We start from the raw sequence: 14282 nt of genomic DNA, 5'->3' as shown, positions 1-14282 counted from the left end.
TTTCCGAGGGGCAGGCCCGGTTCTCGATGGCCACGGCCAGGGCCACGCTGCAACAGGTGTGGCACGCGCGGCGCCACAGGTGTGGCGCCGCCGCCTCAGGTGCCCGCGCCCCACGCCGGGGTCTGCGCCTTGCCGCGCAACGCTTTGGCGCGAGGGGCGCAATTGGCCCGCCCCTTGCTGATGTCCTCTCCATCAAGCCGACGCGAAGCCGGCACTGAAGAACACGGCTAGGGAAGGAAACGTGGCCCGCTCCGCCAGCGCGGGCCGTGAACGGGCGCGCCTGCGTCTGTGCCCTTCCTCCCTGCCGGTCCGGTCGATCCGAAGGAGGAGGAAAAGCCCATGTCCGTTCAGACGTCCATCACGTCGCCCATCCACGCGCCCATGCAGATCGCCGACGGCGCCCTGTCCAACAATCCCATTCCGCTGGAGAAGGACGCGCTTCTCGCGGCCTACCGCACCATGCGGACCATCCGCGATTTCGAGGAACGGCTGCACGTGGAGTTCGCCAAGGGCGACATCCCCGGCTTCGTCCACCTTTATGCCGGCGAGGAGGCCTGTGCCACCGGCATCATGATGCACCTCACCGACAGCGACCGCATCGCCTCCACCCATCGCGGCCACGGGCACTGCATCGCCAAGGGCGTGGACGTGGCGGAGATGATGGCCGAGATCTACGGCAAGTCCTCCGGCTCCTGCCGCGGCAAGGGCGGCTCCATGCACATCGCCGACCTCTCCAAGGGGATGATGGGCGCCAACGGCATCCTCGGCGCGGGTGCGCCGCTCATCTGCGGCGCGGCGCTCGCCGCCAAGTGCCGCGGCGACGGCGGCGTGGGCATCACCTTCTTCGGCGATGGTGCGGCGAACCAGGGCACTGTTCTGGAAAGCATGAACCTCGCCGCCGTGTGGAACCTGCCGGTGATCTTCGTGCTGGAGAACAACGGATACGCGGAAGCGACTTCGGTGACCTACGCCACCGGCGTGGACAGCTTCCTCGACCGCGCCCATGGCTTCGGCCTGCCGGGCGTCAGCGTGGACGGCACGGACTTCTTCGCCGTCCACAAGGCGGCGGGCGAACTGATCGCCAAGGCCCGCGCGGGCGGCGGGCCGGCGCTGCTCGAATGCAAGATGGTGCGCTTCTACGGCCACTTCGAGGGTGACAGCCAGACCTACAAGGCCAAGGGCGAGAACGACTTCAACCGCCTCAACCGCGACTGCCTGAAGATCTTCGCCGATCGCGTGACGGCGGCGGGCATCGTCTCCGACGCCGAGATCGCGCTCATGGACCGCGAGGTCGCGAACCTGATCGACGACGCCGTGTCCTCCGCCAAGTCGGCGCCGCAGCCGACGCCGCAGGAGCTCACCAGCGACGTTTACGTCTCCTACTGAGCCACGACAGCGAACCCGCACGGCCCAACGATTTCCTGGAGGAAACCATGTCCCGCACCCTCAGCTTCAAGCTGGCGATCAACGAAGCCCTCGACCTTGAAATGCGCCGCGATCCCTCTGTCATCCTGCTCGGCGAGGATATCGTCGGCGGCTCCGGCTCGCCGGGAGAGATGGACGCCTGGGGCGGCGTGCTCGGCGTCACCAAGGGGCTCTACGGTAAGCACGGCAACCGTCTGATGGACACGCCTTTGTCCGAGAGCGCCTACATCGGCGCGGCCATCGGTGCCGCCGCCTGCGGCATGCGGCCGGTGGCGGAGCTGATGTTCCTCGATTTCATGGGCGTGTGCTTCGACCAGATCCTGAACCAGGCGGCGAAGTTCCGCTACATGTTCGGCGGCAAGGCGAAGACGCCGGTGGTGATCCGCGCCATGGTCGGCGCGGGCTTCCGCGCCGCCGCCCAGCATTCGCAGATGCTCACCCCCATGTTCACCCACGTGCCCGGGCTGAAGGTGGTGTGCCCCTCCAATGCCTATGACGCCAAGGGCCTGCTGATCCAGTCCATCCGCGACGACGATCCGGTGATCTTCTGCGAGCACAAGAACCTGTACGCCAGCGAGGCTGACGTGCCGGCCGAGCCCTATGCCATCCCCTTCGGCGAGGCGAACGTGGTGCGCGACGGGCGGGATGTGACCATCGTCAGCTACGGTCTCACCGTCCACCGCGCGCGGGAGGCGGCGGCGACGCTCTCCAAGCGCAGCGGCATCGAGGCGGAGGTGATCGACCTGCGCACCCTCTCGCCCATCGACTGGGACACGGTGATCGAGAGCGTGGAAAACACCGGCCGCCTGGTGGTGGTGGACGAGGCCAACCCGCGCTGCTCCATCGCCACGGACGTGGCGGCCTACGTGGCCCAACAGGCTTTCGGGGCACTGAAGGCGGCGCCCCAGATGGTGACCGCGCCGCACACGCCGGTGCCGTTCTCGCCCGCGCTGGAGGACCTCTACATCCCCTCCGCCGACGCCATCGCCGCCGCGGTGCTGAAGACCCACCCCCAGGCCCTCGCCGCCTGATCGCCGGAGCATCGGACAATGACGGATACGCGCATCAAGCCCATCGTCATGCCCAAGTGGGGGCTCTCCATGGCGGAGGGCAAGGTCACGGGCTGGCTGAAGCCGGAGGGCACCGAGATCGCCGTCGGCGACGAGATCGTCGAGGTGGAGACGGACAAGATCGCCGGCGTGGTGGAGGCGGGCGACGCCGGTGTGCTGCGCCGGACCCTCGGGACGCCCGGCACAATCTATCCGGTGAAGGCGCTCATCGGCGTGCTCGCCGATGCCGATGTGCCGGACGCCGAGATCGACGCCTTCGTCGCCGCCTTCGCGGTGCCGGAGGAGGCGGGCGCGGGGGAGGAAGCCGCGGGCCCGCGCTACGAGTTCGTGGATACGCCTGCCGGCCGCCTGCGCTACGCCCGCCGCGGCGAGGGCGAGAAATCAGTGGTGCTGGTCCACGGCTTCGGCGGCGATCTCGACAACTGGCTGTTCAACATCGACGCCTTGGCCGATGCCGCCACCGTCTATGCCCTCGACCTGCCGGGGCACGGACAATCGGACAAGGCCGTGGGCGAGGCGAACCTCGCCTTTCTCTCCGGTGCGCTCATCGCCTTCATGGATGCGCTCGCCATCCCGCGCGCGCATCTCGTGGGCCATTCCATGGGCGGGGCGGTGGCGAGCGCCACAGCGCTGGAGCATCCCGCCCGGGTGGCCTCCCTTGCGCTCATCGGCTCGGCGGGGCTCGGGCCGGAGATCAACTCCGGCTACACCGACGGCTTCGTCGCCGCCGGCTCGCGCCGCGACATGAAACCGGTGCTGGAACAGTTGTTCCACGATCCCGGAACGGTCACGCGCCAGTTGATCGAGGATATCCTCAAGTACAAGCGTCTCGATGGCGTGGACAACGCGCTCTCCGCCCTCTCCGCCAATCTCTTCCCAGCCGAGCGGCAGACCCATGTGCTGGCCGACAGGCTGAAGCAGACCGACGCGCCCATCCTCGTGGTGTGGGGCGAGACCGACCGCGTCATTCCCGCCGCCCATGCCGGCGCGCTGGAAGGCCGCGCCACGGTGGAGGTGCTCCCCGGCGCCGGCCACATGGTGCAGATGGAGAAATCCGGACGGGTGAACGAGCTGCTGCTCGACCACCTCAAGCGCTGACCGCCTGAAACCTCGCAACGACAAACGCCGGCGCGCCATCGCGACCGGCGAAGGAGGACGCATGTCTGACCTCAAGGACAAGAGCATCATCATCACCGGCGCGGCCGGCGGCATCGGCGCCGCCATCGCCAAGGCCCTCGCGGGGGACGGCGCGCGCATCGTCGTCGCCGATCTTTCCGCGTCCGCCGCGACGAAGGTGGCGGACGAGATCACGGCCAAGGGCGGCACCGCCATCGCCGTGCCGGTGGACGTGCGCGAGCGGGCGCAGGTGCGCACCCTCATCGACAAGGCGGTCGCGGCCTTCGGGCGGCTCGACGTGCTGTTCAACAATGCCGGCGTCGCGCAGACGCGTCCCTTCCTCGACATCACCGAGGAGGACTGGCGCTTCGTCACCGATGTGAACGCGCTCGGCGTGCTCATCGGCATGCAGGAAGCGGTGAAGACGTTCCGCAAGCAGGGCGGCGGCGGCAAGATCATCAACACCGCCTCCATCGCCGCCAAGCAGGGCTACGAGCCCCTCGCCCATTACTGCGCCAGCAAGTTCGCGGTGGTGGCCATGACCCAGGCCGCCGCCCGCGCCTTCGGCAAGGAGGGCATCACCGCCAACGCCTTTTGCCCCGGCGTGGTGGCCACGGACATGTGGAAGGTGATCGACAAGGGCTTCCGCGACAGCGGCCTGACCCACGGCGAGAACGAGGCCTTCGACACCTTCGCAGCCGGCGCCGTACTGGGCCGCGCCTCGCGTCCCGATGATCTCGTCGGCGTCGCCCGCTTTCTCGCCTCGTCCCAATCCGACTTCATGACCGGCCAGTCCCTGCTCGTGGACGGCGGCATGGTCTTCACCTGAGGAAATGCCATGACCACGTCCGTGCCCCAGCAACTAAAAGAGATGAACCAGCGTTTCGGCGCCCTCGCGAAAGCAGCGCCGCAGGTGATGACGGCGTTTCGCGGCCTCATGGGCGAGGCGTCGAAGTCCGGCGCCGTGCCCGCCAAGATGAAGGAGCTGGTGGCCCTCGCCATCGCGGTCCACCAGGGCTGCGCCGACTGCATCGTGTTCCACGCCGCCAACGCGCGGAGCCACGGCGCCACCCGCGCCGAACTCGCCGACATTCTCGGCGTCTGCATCGAGATGGGGGGCGGGCCCTCCGCCGTCTATGCGGGCAAGGCGCTGGAGGCGTTCGACGCCCTCGCCACCGAGCCGGCCTGACCTACCAAGAACAGAGAGAAGGGAGAACCACCCATGAAGGCCGCCCGCTTCCACGCCAAGCGCGACGTGCGCGTCGAGGACATTTCCGAGCCGCCTGCCCCCGGCCCACGCCAGGTCGTCATCCGCAACAGCTTCTGCGGCATCTGCGGCACCGATCTGCACGAATATGCCGCCGGCCCCATCTTCATCCCCACCGAGCCACATCCCTACACCGGCGCGAAGCTGCCGCAGGTGCTGGGCCACGAATTTGGCGGCACCGTCGTCGCCATCGGCGGCGAGGTCACGAACGTGAAAGTGGGCGACCGGGCTTCGGTGCAGCCCATGGTGTCGCCGCGCGATGATTATTTCGGCACGCGCGGCCTCTACCAGCTCTCGGAAAGCCTCGCCATCATCGGCCTCGGCTGGCAATGGGGCGGCATGGCGGAATACGCGCTGGTGAACGACTACAACGTCTTCGCCATGCCCGAATTCGTCAGCGACGAGCAGGCGGCATTGGTGGAGCCCACCGCCGTCACCGTCTATGCCGCCGAGCGCGGCGGGGTGAAGCCGGGATCGAGCGTGCTCGTCACCGGCGCCGGCCCCATCGGCCAGTTGCAGGTGCTAGCGGCACGGGCGGCGGGGGCGACGCAGATCTTCCTCTCCGACACCAACGACAACCGCCTCGCCATGGCGCGCCAGATCCTGCCGGATGTCATCACCGTCAACCCGAAGCGCGACGCCGTGGCCGACGCCATCCGCGACCAGACGGAAGGCCATGTGGGCGTGGACGTCGCTCTGGAATGCGTGGGCGCGGAGGCGGCCCTCGCCACCTGCATCGACGCCGTGCGCCGGCAGGGCGTGGTGGTGCAGGTGGGTCTGCATGTGGGCAAGCCCGCCGTGGACGGCTTCACCGTGACCTTCAAGGACATCGATGTGCGCGGCTCGTGGTGCTACTCGACGCTGATGTGGCCAAAGGTGGCGGCGCTCATCGGCAAGGGCCTGCTGCCGGCGGAGAAGGTGGTGACCCGCCGCATCCGCCTTTCCGAGGTGGTGGAGAACGGCTTCGAGGCCCTTCTCGACCCCGCCGGGCAGGAGCTGAAGATCCTCATCGACCTGCGCTGAGCCGCGGCTCTCCCTCTCGGCACGGCAGCGGGGGCGCATCCGCCGTGCCGAGGGGCCCAACATGTGCCTGCGATCGGGAGGGACCGGCGCGCACCGCCATCGGGGAAGCGCTAGCGCGTGGTGACAAGAGGGAAGCCCACATCGCCGTCTGCCTCTGACACGGCCTCTCTTCAGAGGAGGCTGATGGGGCGCGGGCGATCTGACGGAGAATTGGCAAGCTGCGGTCGGGGTATCGTTGCCGACAGGGCGTCGCCCAGGGCCCAACCGACCTTGGACAAACGGCCGCGTTCCGAACGGTAGGCTCTCCGTGCCTCGGATCGGCTGCCAAAGCCGTTGGAATACCGCGACGCGCGCCCGGCGCGGCGGCCGGCCCCCGACAGGACCAGAATGCCGGTCGAAACCTGCCCGCTCGATCCATCCACGTCGGCCATGTTTGCCCCCCGTACTTGCGCGCCTGATCCGAAATCCCTGCCCCGAGGCCGGTCGAGTTAAGCGCGGGGAGACGTGGTTTTAAGTTTACTTTATACCCTCACTTCGGGAAATAATCCACGGGCATGCCAACGGTCATGGGCCGGGGCGGTGGATCGAAGGGGGCATTCTTCTCCACGGTTCGGAGGGCCGCGGCGTCACAGGCGGCGTTGCCCGAAGAGCGGGACACCTTCAGCGTGCCGGGGCGGAGACTTCCGTCGGCTTCGACCGTGAAGGCCACATAGGTGGTGGTTTTCTCGCGCACCGCATTGCGGGCCGCGGGCGGGTAGACGAGGTTCTCGCGCATCTTCCTGCTGAGGCTGCGCACATAGGCCTTGAGAATCTCGGCCTCATCCGGGGCTTCAAGCCGCTGCGCCTGCTTCTGCTCCTGGGCGCCCTGGATATCGGCCGGGCCGGGGTTGCCCGACTGTGCTTCTGCCGGCTTCGCCGCCTCTTGCGGTGGAGCATCCTGCGCCTGCTGCTCGGGCGTCGGTGGGGGGGCGGTGGCGCGGGTGCCGCCGGGCGCGGTGTCCTCGTCGGGCCGGTCGGGCGCGGCGGTCTGCGCGGCTTGCGTCTTCTGCTCCTCCCGAGCGTCCTCCTGCCGCTTCTGTTCGGGAGCCCCCTTCGATTGCTGGAGCACCTGCTGCTCCGCCTGGGTGTCGGAGATCAGGCCCTGCAACTCGACCACGAGGAGCTGGTCGTCCCGGGGCTCGGGTGCATCGAAGACGTCCATGAAGGGCACGAGCAGCGCGCCATGCAGGGCGAGCGACATGGCGAGCCCGTGGCCGAGGGTGAAGGGCCCGAAGGGAAAGCTCATGGCTGCGTCCCCTGCGTCGCCGCTCCTCCCAGAGTGGCTCCCGCCGCCCCCGCCACGCCCTTGGTCTGCACCCCGACCTTCGTGAACGCGAGGGTCTTCAGCACGTCGGCGACATCCACGAAGCTCTGGAAGGCCACGGCCTTGTCGGCCCGGATCAGGATGGAGGTGTCCTTCGGCATCACGGCGAGCCGACCCTTCAGCTCGTCCACCGACAGCGCGATGCCGTCGAGGTGCAAGGTGCCGTCCGCCGTGATCTCGATCATGGTCTCCTTCTGCTGCTCCGCCTTCATGGGTGCGGCCTGAGGCAGGCTCACCGGAATCCGGCCCACCGCGATGAAGCTTGCCGTCGTGAGCACCATGGTCAGCAGCACCAGCATGATGTCCACGAACGGGATGACGTTCATGGTCTCGAACGGCTTCTCATCCATGGGCGGGGGCTCCCGCATCGCGGTCGCGGCTCTCGCGGGCGATCTCCCATCGGAGCATCAGAACCTTGGCCCGGCGCAGCAGCGCGTTGTAGGCGACCACCGCGACCAGCGCGACCACCAGGCCCGCCGCCGTCGCCTTCAGCGCGAGGGCGAGACCCACCATGATCTTGCCCGGGTCCGCACCGGCCGAGAGGTCCATGCTGGAAAAGGTGAGCATGATGCCGAGCACCGTGCCCAGCAGGCCAATATAGGGCGCGTTGGACGCCACGGAGGCCACCACCACCAGCCGCTTCGACAGGTCCAGCTCCAGCTGCTTCACGGAGGCATAGGCCTCCGGGCGCACGCGGATGAAGAAGGCGATGCGTTCCAGCACCACGGCCACCACGAGGATGCTCAACACCAGCAGGAGGCCGATGACGCCATAATCGATGGCCTCTTTCAGCCAGGTCATGTTGTCCATGCGCTGGCCCCTCAGAAGGTGATGCCGGCCTGGATCAGGCCCACGGTGTTGCCCCGGCTGTAGCCGGCCTGCGCCTCGTTGCCGCCCACGCTCCAGGCAAGATAGGCTTTCAGGAGCAGGTTGCGGCCGGGCAGGTATTCGTAATTGCCGTAATAGCCGATGCCGATATCGCCGAGTTGCACATAGTCCGGCTGGGTGATGGTGTAGCTGCCGTCTTCCAGCGCCACCCCGCCCACATCGGCGAAGGCGCTCACCGCATGGTGCCAGCCATAGATGTCCGGCAACGCGTATTTCAGCTCCGGCGTCACCAGCCAGCCGCTGTCGCCCGAAAGCCCCTCGTAATAGCTCCTCACCCCGAAGATGCCGGTGAGGCCGAACTGCTCGGAGCTGTCGAGGTTGCCGGTGAAGGATTTCTGGCCGCGCACGTTCACCGACAGCGACAGTTTCTCCATCAGCGCCACCGTCATCACGAAGGACGCCGTCAGCTTGGAGAAATCGCCCTGGGTGTCGGCGCCAAGGAAATTGGCCAGCGCCTGGTCCGGCAGGGGGAAATCCACGTTGCCGAAGGTGAATGCCACCGACGATGACGTGACCACCGGCATGTTCAGCCAGGGCAGCACGCCGGAGGTTTCCCGGTTCAGCCCCAGCGTGCCTTCGTTGATCTTGCGGTGTGCATAGGAGACACCCAGCGTCTCGTCATTGAGGTTCTTGTAGGTGTAGACGGCGCTGCCCCAGATCGAGTCCGCGCGGGAGCGCAGGAAGGGATAGAGAAGGCTGGCGGAGATGCCGTCCGCGACGCCGGTGGCATCGAGGTTGGCATAGGTGCCACCCAGCGCATAGGTGGTCTGGAAGGCGGCCACCTCCAACCTGAGCCCGTCATAGCCCAGCGGCAGGGCATAGGCGATGCGCCCGTTGAGCATGTCGGTGGAATTGGAGACGAGGCCATAGGCGGAGAGCCGGTCGCCGATGCCGAGCGGCGAATTGATGTTGAGCCCGCCGGAGGCGCGCCAGATGCCGGTATAGGGCGTGCCGAAATTGTCGCCCATGAGGAAGCCGTCCACCATGCGCTGCTCGGGCACGTCGAACAGGAAGTCGGACGTGCCCTGCGTGGCGCCCGCCCCGATCACCGCGCGAGGCATGCCGGCACCGGCCAGGTCGGAAATGAGCAGCATGGCCCGCTCCAGCCGCGCCTGCTCGATCAGCTCGCTGCTGGACACCTTATGGGCGTCGAGCGTGCCCTGGAGCATGAAGTCTTTCACCCGGCTCTCGTTCTTCACCGTGACCGTGCCGTAATGGCCGGGGACGAGCTTGAAGGTGAGGGTGCCGCCACGGGCATCCTGCTGGGGCACATAGACCTTGGCCACAAGATAGCCGGCATCGCGATAGAGCGCGGTCACACGGTCGGCCGCCTCGTAGATCTGCGCCAGGGTGAGCTTCCTGCCCTCATAGGGCGCGAGCACCGCGCGCAGCTTGTCGTCCTCCACTGTCAGCCCGGCGGTGCCGGTGACGGTGATGTGGCGCACATGGATCGTCTCCTTGCCGGGCAGCACCAGTTGAGGTTCGGCGAGCTTGGGCAGCACCAGCGGCGCGGCCTGCTGGGGCTGGGGGGCGGCCTGTTGGGACTGCTGCGCATCGCGCACCGCATCGCCGATGTTGAAGGGCAGGCCCTGCGCAAGGGCCGGTCCCGCCGCCAGCGAGAACCCCGCTGCCGCCATCAGCGCTTGCGCCCGACCAAGTCCGCCTCCGGGACTGACGGCGTGAGGGGCCGGGCTCCGGGCCGACTGCGTGGGACAAGAGTGGGTGCGGCTCGTGATGCAGCGTGCGGAGGGGCTCATGGCATACCTTGAAAATGCAAGGCGCGGCGAACGCGCGCGACGAATGGTGAAAGGCGAAAACCGAAGAGGCGCGTGGATCATCCCTGCCGCCGACGACAAACCCTCGCGGCGGCTCGGAAGCGGTGACGCCCGCTCGGGGATCCATCGCCGACGGCAGGGCACGGGCCGGCCGGGGGCAGTCCGCCCGGCCCGATCCGCAAGGCCCTATCGGGCAGGAACTGCCGGCTGGGCAGGAGGGGCCGGCGGTGCGACGGCGGGAGCGGTGTCCTTCTCCAGGTCGAAATGCTGGCCGTCCACGTCGATGGAGCGGATGGCCCCCCCGACCCCGCCCTTCGGCGCCGAAGCCGGATGCACCTGCTGCACAGCGCGCTTCTTCCGCCGCTCCTCCTGCTCCTGCAACTGGCGCCAGGATGTCGTCGGCGCCGGGGCGGCGCTGCTGTCGATCTGAGACGCCACCGAAGGTCCGGCAAGTGCTGCCGTTGACGCGCTGCCGGCCTTGGCATCGCGGGCGTTCGGGGGATTGTCGGCGGATTGCTGGGCGCCCGTGGTCGCGGCATAGGTCGCCGCCTGTACGGCGGAGCGGACAGCCTCCGTCGCATAGGCCGGAACTACAGGCGGGGTCACTCCCGTGACCGATGAGCCCACCCCGGCTCCATTGCCGACGCCGCCCGCCTGCCCAGTGGAAGTGGTGTTCCAACTGCTCGACGACACCTCGCCGAGGCCGATATTGGCACCCACAAGCCCACCCGCATTCGTCTCCCCGGAGACGGCGCCCGTCGCGGACGCGCTGGTGATCGACCCGAGGTTATTGCCCGCGATGCCGCCGACATTACTGGTGCCGGACGTCGTGCCGCTCGATGTGGCATTGGAAACGCTGCCGGTATTCGCGCCGACAACCCCGCCCACTGCCGTCGTCCCGCTGACGGTCCCGCTCGCGGTGACCCCGCTGATGGTGCCCCCGAGATTGAGGCCCACGATGCCGCCGACGGCGGCGGTGCCGTTTACCGTGCCCGTGACCTGCGCGTCGGTGACGGTGCCGCTGTTCCAGCCAACGATTCCCCCGGTGATCCAGGTGCCCGTCACGCTGCCGCTGAAGGAGGCATCGCTGATGGTCGTTCCATTCGACTGGCCCACCAAGCCGCCCGTGTAAGTGCCCGTATTCGTGATCGTTCCGGACGCGGATATGCTGGTGAACGTGCCACCCTCTGAGGTGCCGACCAATCCGCCCACGGCTTGCCCCGTGGCGGTCACGTTTCCGCTGGTCGAGGCATTTTTCAAGGTGAGAGCGTTGGCGTAGCCGATGAGCCCGCCGATCGTGTCGCCCCCCGTCACGTTCCCGCTTGCGGAGACATTGCTGTAGCTGCCGCTGGCGAGGCCGGCGAGGCCACCAACCTCGTTCTCCCCGGTGACATTGCCGGTGGCGTATGCGTCGCTCACAATGCCACCACCGCCGCCGATGAGCCCGCCGACCGCCGTCGTGCCCGATACATCCCCGGTCGCGTAGGATCTGGAAATCACGCCGTAGGTGAAGCCGACCAGGCCACCCACATAATTGCCGGAGCTCGCCACGGTCACATCCGCATGGGAGTCCTCGATGGTGCTGTAATTCTCTCCGATCAGGCCGCCGGTTCCAGCCCAGCCCGTGGACAGGCTTGTGACGTGCCCGGTCGCATAAGCGTTGATGACTGTACCGTTATTCTCGCCCGCCAAGGAGCCGACGGTAGAATTCCCCGTAATGTCCACGCTCGACAAACCGATGTCGCGGACGATGCTGCCGCTTCCGATGGAGCCGATCAGGCCCACATAGTTGCCGCCAGACGAGATGGTGAGATCGTTGACGGTATGGCCTAAGCCGGCAAGGTTGCCGCTGAGACGCGCGACCACTGAACCGTCATAGGTCGTGCCAGAGGCATCGATGTCGTTACCGATGGCGAAGTTTCCTGTCGCCGTGCCAGTCGCGTCGTCCAGGGCCTCCAACTCTGCCATTGTATGAATAAGGGTATAGGCCTGCCCGTTGATGGCGAGGCTCGCATCGGCGCCAGAAAGGGTGATCGCAGCGCCGCTGGCGGTGTCGATATGGTAGTCGCCGCCATATGTCATCGCGAGGGCAGCGTGGCCGCCGGAGAGGGTTACGCCATCATTGATGTAGATGTCCTTCCCCGCATTAAGGGCGAGACCAGCCTTGTCTCCCGAAGCGGTAATGGCGGCATTCACATTGATGTCGTTGGTCGCGTTCAGCGTCAGCGTGGTGCCGGCCGACCAGGACACGGCGGCGTTGACGTTGACGTCCCCGTCCTTGCCCTTCCCGTCGGTGGAGCTGATGTTCACATTGGTGGTCTCCAGCAGCTTCGACAGCTTGCTGGCGCTGATGTCGCCGCCGAGATTGAGGCCGGTGATCTGGTCTTGCGGGCCGAAGCGGAAGCCGAAGGTGCCAATGGTGAAGCCGTCGGGATCGATCAGCCACGTGCCGGTGGTGCCGAGGGCTGCGAGGGTGGTGAGGGTGGCGGTCTCGTCCACCTTCACCGTGTTCCCGGAGGTCTCGATGAAGCCGCCGTCGCCGCCGTTGGGGGCGGATGCGTCGAGGGTGCCGGACACTCTGGTGGTGCCGCCGTCCGCCTTCAGCTTGATGGAGCCCGTCTTGTAGGTGGCCTTGCCCCCGGTCAGAGAGGCCATGGTGCGGGCCTGGATGATGCCGGTGTTGTTCACCTGCGCCGAAAGCACGGCATCCGCCGCCTTGGCGGTCAGGATCACCTTGCCGCCATCGGCCTTGATGAGCTGCTTGTTCTCGACCAGCGCGTTCATGACGCCATCATCGATGGTCACGTCGAACAGCGAATTGCCGTCGAAATTGAGTGTGATCTTCGAGCCGGACGTGAGCGCCACCGTGCCGAGCGTCGCAGTGATCACGCCCTGGTTGGAGACCGTCTTGCCCATGAGCGAGACATAGCCGCCCGGCGCGGCAGTCAGCGAGCCCTTGTTGATGACGGAGTTGGTGGAGGAGCCGGAGAAGACGTAATTGCCGGACAGAAAGTCCTGGTTGGAGATGTCCAGCGTCGACGCCACGAGGCCGCCGACATTCACCTGGCTGGTGCCGGTAAAGAGGATGCCGGCGGAATTGACGATGAAGACCTGGCCGTTGGCATTGATCGCGCCGGCGATGATCGAGGTTTCATTGCCGGTAACGCGGTTCAGCGTGACGGATGAACTGGAGGGCTGGTTGAAATCCACCGTTTCCGTCTTGCTGACGGAGAAGGACTGCCAGTTGATGATGGCCTTGTTGGTGGACTGATTGACGGTGGTGGTCGACCCCGACTGCGAGATGGTTGCCGACCCCGCCACCACATTCCCGCCCTGCGGTGCCGCACCGGCGGGATGGGTGATGAAGAGGGGCGCAAGGGCCGTGGAGGCGGCCAAGAGGCGCGCCAGGCGCCCGAGCCCAGGCGCCGATCCTCCAATCCGGAATACGCCGATCCCTCCTGCATGCTCCTGACTTGGCAGATGGGCATAGGCGCGCACATTCCCGTGCCCGCACGCGCGGGTCTGGACAAGAGTCATCTGCAATCCTTCGAGCGAAATGAGGGGGTTATGAAAGCAGCATGTGGGACGCAATGAACGACGGGGCAGCCGAACGCTATATTCAATCGGATATAGGAATCAATCGCTCAATGCGGGCACGACCGTCGTCCGGAGGTTTCATGGTGGTGTGTTGCGATGGCGTCACACTTGGCCCTGACGTGGCACGAGCCGGCCTGCCAGCAAAAATCTGTTTTGTTCGAGCGCCGTAAGCGCCGCGCCTCAGGTGGCCACAACAGATTTCATGATTGTATCAAAATTCGCGATATTTGAGACGCGCGGCGGGGCGAGCAAAATCAATCGCTTACGTGTCTCGAATTATAGTCTCATAATGCGTTCATGATCATCGGCTATGCGCGCGTATCTACTGACGAACAGACGCTAGACAGCCAGATCGAACACCTCAGGACAGTAGGCTGCCAGAAAGTCTTTGCCGAGATGGCGAGCGGCGCCAAGACAGATCGGCGCGAGTTACGGCGCTGTATCGCTTCGCTCAAGGCCGGCGACATACTCATTGTTGTGCGGGCTCGACCGCCTGGCGCGCTCCACGCGCGATTTGCTCAACGTGTTGGCTGAAGTGAGCGAGAGGGGTGGCGCCTTCAGGTCCCTGTCCGATGCATGGGCCGACACCACCACGCCGCATGGTAGGCTCATGCTGGCGGTCCTCGGGGGCCTGGCGGAATTCGAGCGCGAACTGATCAAGACCCGCACAGGCGAAGGACGTGCCCGCGCCAAGGCCCGGGGCGTTAAGTTCGGCCGCAGGAGCGTGCTCAGTGCCGATCAGCGCGCTTAGCCCCGTC

At 66.8% G+C, this 14282-nt stretch carries 13 protein-coding genes; 8 read left to right on the top strand and 5 right to left on the bottom strand.

Annotated features, from left to right (window positions below; translation table 11 throughout):
- Positions 1–402 precede the first annotated feature (402 nt).
- From ACT535_RS12020 to ACT535_RS11995, 6 genes are all read left to right on the top strand, one after another.
- Positions 403–1386: a thiamine pyrophosphate-dependent dehydrogenase E1 component subunit alpha gene (locus ACT535_RS12020; RefSeq protein ID WP_476364718.1), complete on the top strand. Its 984-nt coding sequence runs from the start codon at positions 403–405 to the stop codon at positions 1384–1386.
- A 47-nt stretch (positions 1387–1433) separates the two neighbouring features.
- Positions 1434–2456: an alpha-ketoacid dehydrogenase subunit beta gene (locus ACT535_RS12015; protein WP_476364526.1), complete on the top strand. Its 1023-nt coding sequence runs from the start codon at positions 1434–1436 to the stop codon at positions 2454–2456.
- Positions 2457–2474: 18 nt separating this feature from the next.
- Positions 2475–3593, top strand: coding sequence for an acetoin dehydrogenase dihydrolipoyllysine-residue acetyltransferase subunit (locus tag ACT535_RS12010; protein WP_476364525.1), 1119 nt, complete (start codon positions 2475–2477; stop codon positions 3591–3593).
- A 61-nt stretch (positions 3594–3654) separates the two neighbouring features.
- Positions 3655–4440, top strand: coding sequence for a glucose 1-dehydrogenase (locus ACT535_RS12005; RefSeq protein WP_476364524.1), 786 nt, complete (start codon positions 3655–3657; stop codon positions 4438–4440).
- A 9-nt stretch (positions 4441–4449) separates the two neighbouring features.
- Complete coding sequence (locus ACT535_RS12000) at positions 4450–4800, top strand: carboxymuconolactone decarboxylase family protein (RefSeq protein WP_476364523.1); 351 nt, start codon at positions 4450–4452, stop codon at positions 4798–4800.
- 33 nt (positions 4801–4833) lie between these two features.
- Entirely contained in the window at positions 4834–5901 is a 1068-nt protein-coding gene (locus ACT535_RS11995; RefSeq protein ID WP_476364522.1) for a 2,3-butanediol dehydrogenase, read from the top strand.
- Positions 5902–6430: 529 nt separating this feature from the next.
- Here the strand turns inward: ACT535_RS11995 and ACT535_RS11990 are convergent.
- The 5 genes from ACT535_RS11990 to ACT535_RS11970 form a co-directional block, all read right to left on the bottom strand.
- Positions 6431–7186 (bottom strand): TonB family protein, encoded by a 756-nt coding sequence (locus ACT535_RS11990; protein WP_476364521.1) that lies wholly within the window; start codon positions 7184–7186, stop codon positions 6431–6433.
- A complete protein-coding gene (locus ACT535_RS11985; RefSeq protein ID WP_476364520.1) occupies positions 7183–7614 on the bottom strand; it encodes an ExbD/TolR family protein in 432 nt (143 codons plus the stop codon). The genes ACT535_RS11990 and ACT535_RS11985 overlap by 4 nt, the downstream gene beginning before the upstream one ends.
- The gene (gene exbB, locus ACT535_RS11980; RefSeq protein WP_168461714.1) at positions 7607–8074 is read right to left on the bottom strand and encodes a TonB-system energizer ExbB; all 468 of its coding nucleotides are present in this window, start codon (positions 8072–8074) and stop codon (positions 7607–7609) included. The genes ACT535_RS11985 and exbB overlap by 8 nt, the downstream gene beginning before the upstream one ends.
- Positions 8075–8085: 11 nt before the next feature.
- Positions 8086–9789: a ShlB/FhaC/HecB family hemolysin secretion/activation protein gene (locus ACT535_RS11975; protein WP_476364519.1), complete on the bottom strand. Its 1704-nt coding sequence runs from the start codon at positions 9787–9789 to the stop codon at positions 8086–8088.
- Between the two features lie 324 nt (positions 9790–10113).
- The gene (locus tag ACT535_RS11970) at positions 10114–13323 is read right to left on the bottom strand and encodes a two-partner secretion domain-containing protein (RefSeq protein WP_476364518.1); all 3210 of its coding nucleotides are present in this window, start codon (positions 13321–13323) and stop codon (positions 10114–10116) included.
- A 498-nt stretch (positions 13324–13821) separates the two neighbouring features.
- Between ACT535_RS11970 and ACT535_RS11965 the strand changes: the two genes are divergently transcribed.
- Both ACT535_RS11965 and ACT535_RS11960 read left to right on the top strand, forming a co-directional pair.
- A complete protein-coding gene (locus tag ACT535_RS11965; protein WP_476364517.1) occupies positions 13822–14058 on the top strand; it encodes a recombinase family protein in 237 nt (78 codons plus the stop codon).
- On the top strand, positions 14048–14275 hold the full coding sequence (locus tag ACT535_RS11960; protein WP_476364516.1) for a recombinase family protein: 228 nt from the start codon (positions 14048–14050) through the stop codon (positions 14273–14275). The genes ACT535_RS11965 and ACT535_RS11960 overlap by 11 nt, the downstream gene beginning before the upstream one ends.
- Positions 14276–14282: the final 7 nt, after the last annotated feature.

This window comes from Xanthobacter sp. DMC12, assembly GCF_056314105.1.
The sequence above is the reverse complement of the archived record's forward strand: the minus strand, read 5'-3'. Positions and strand labels throughout refer to the sequence as shown.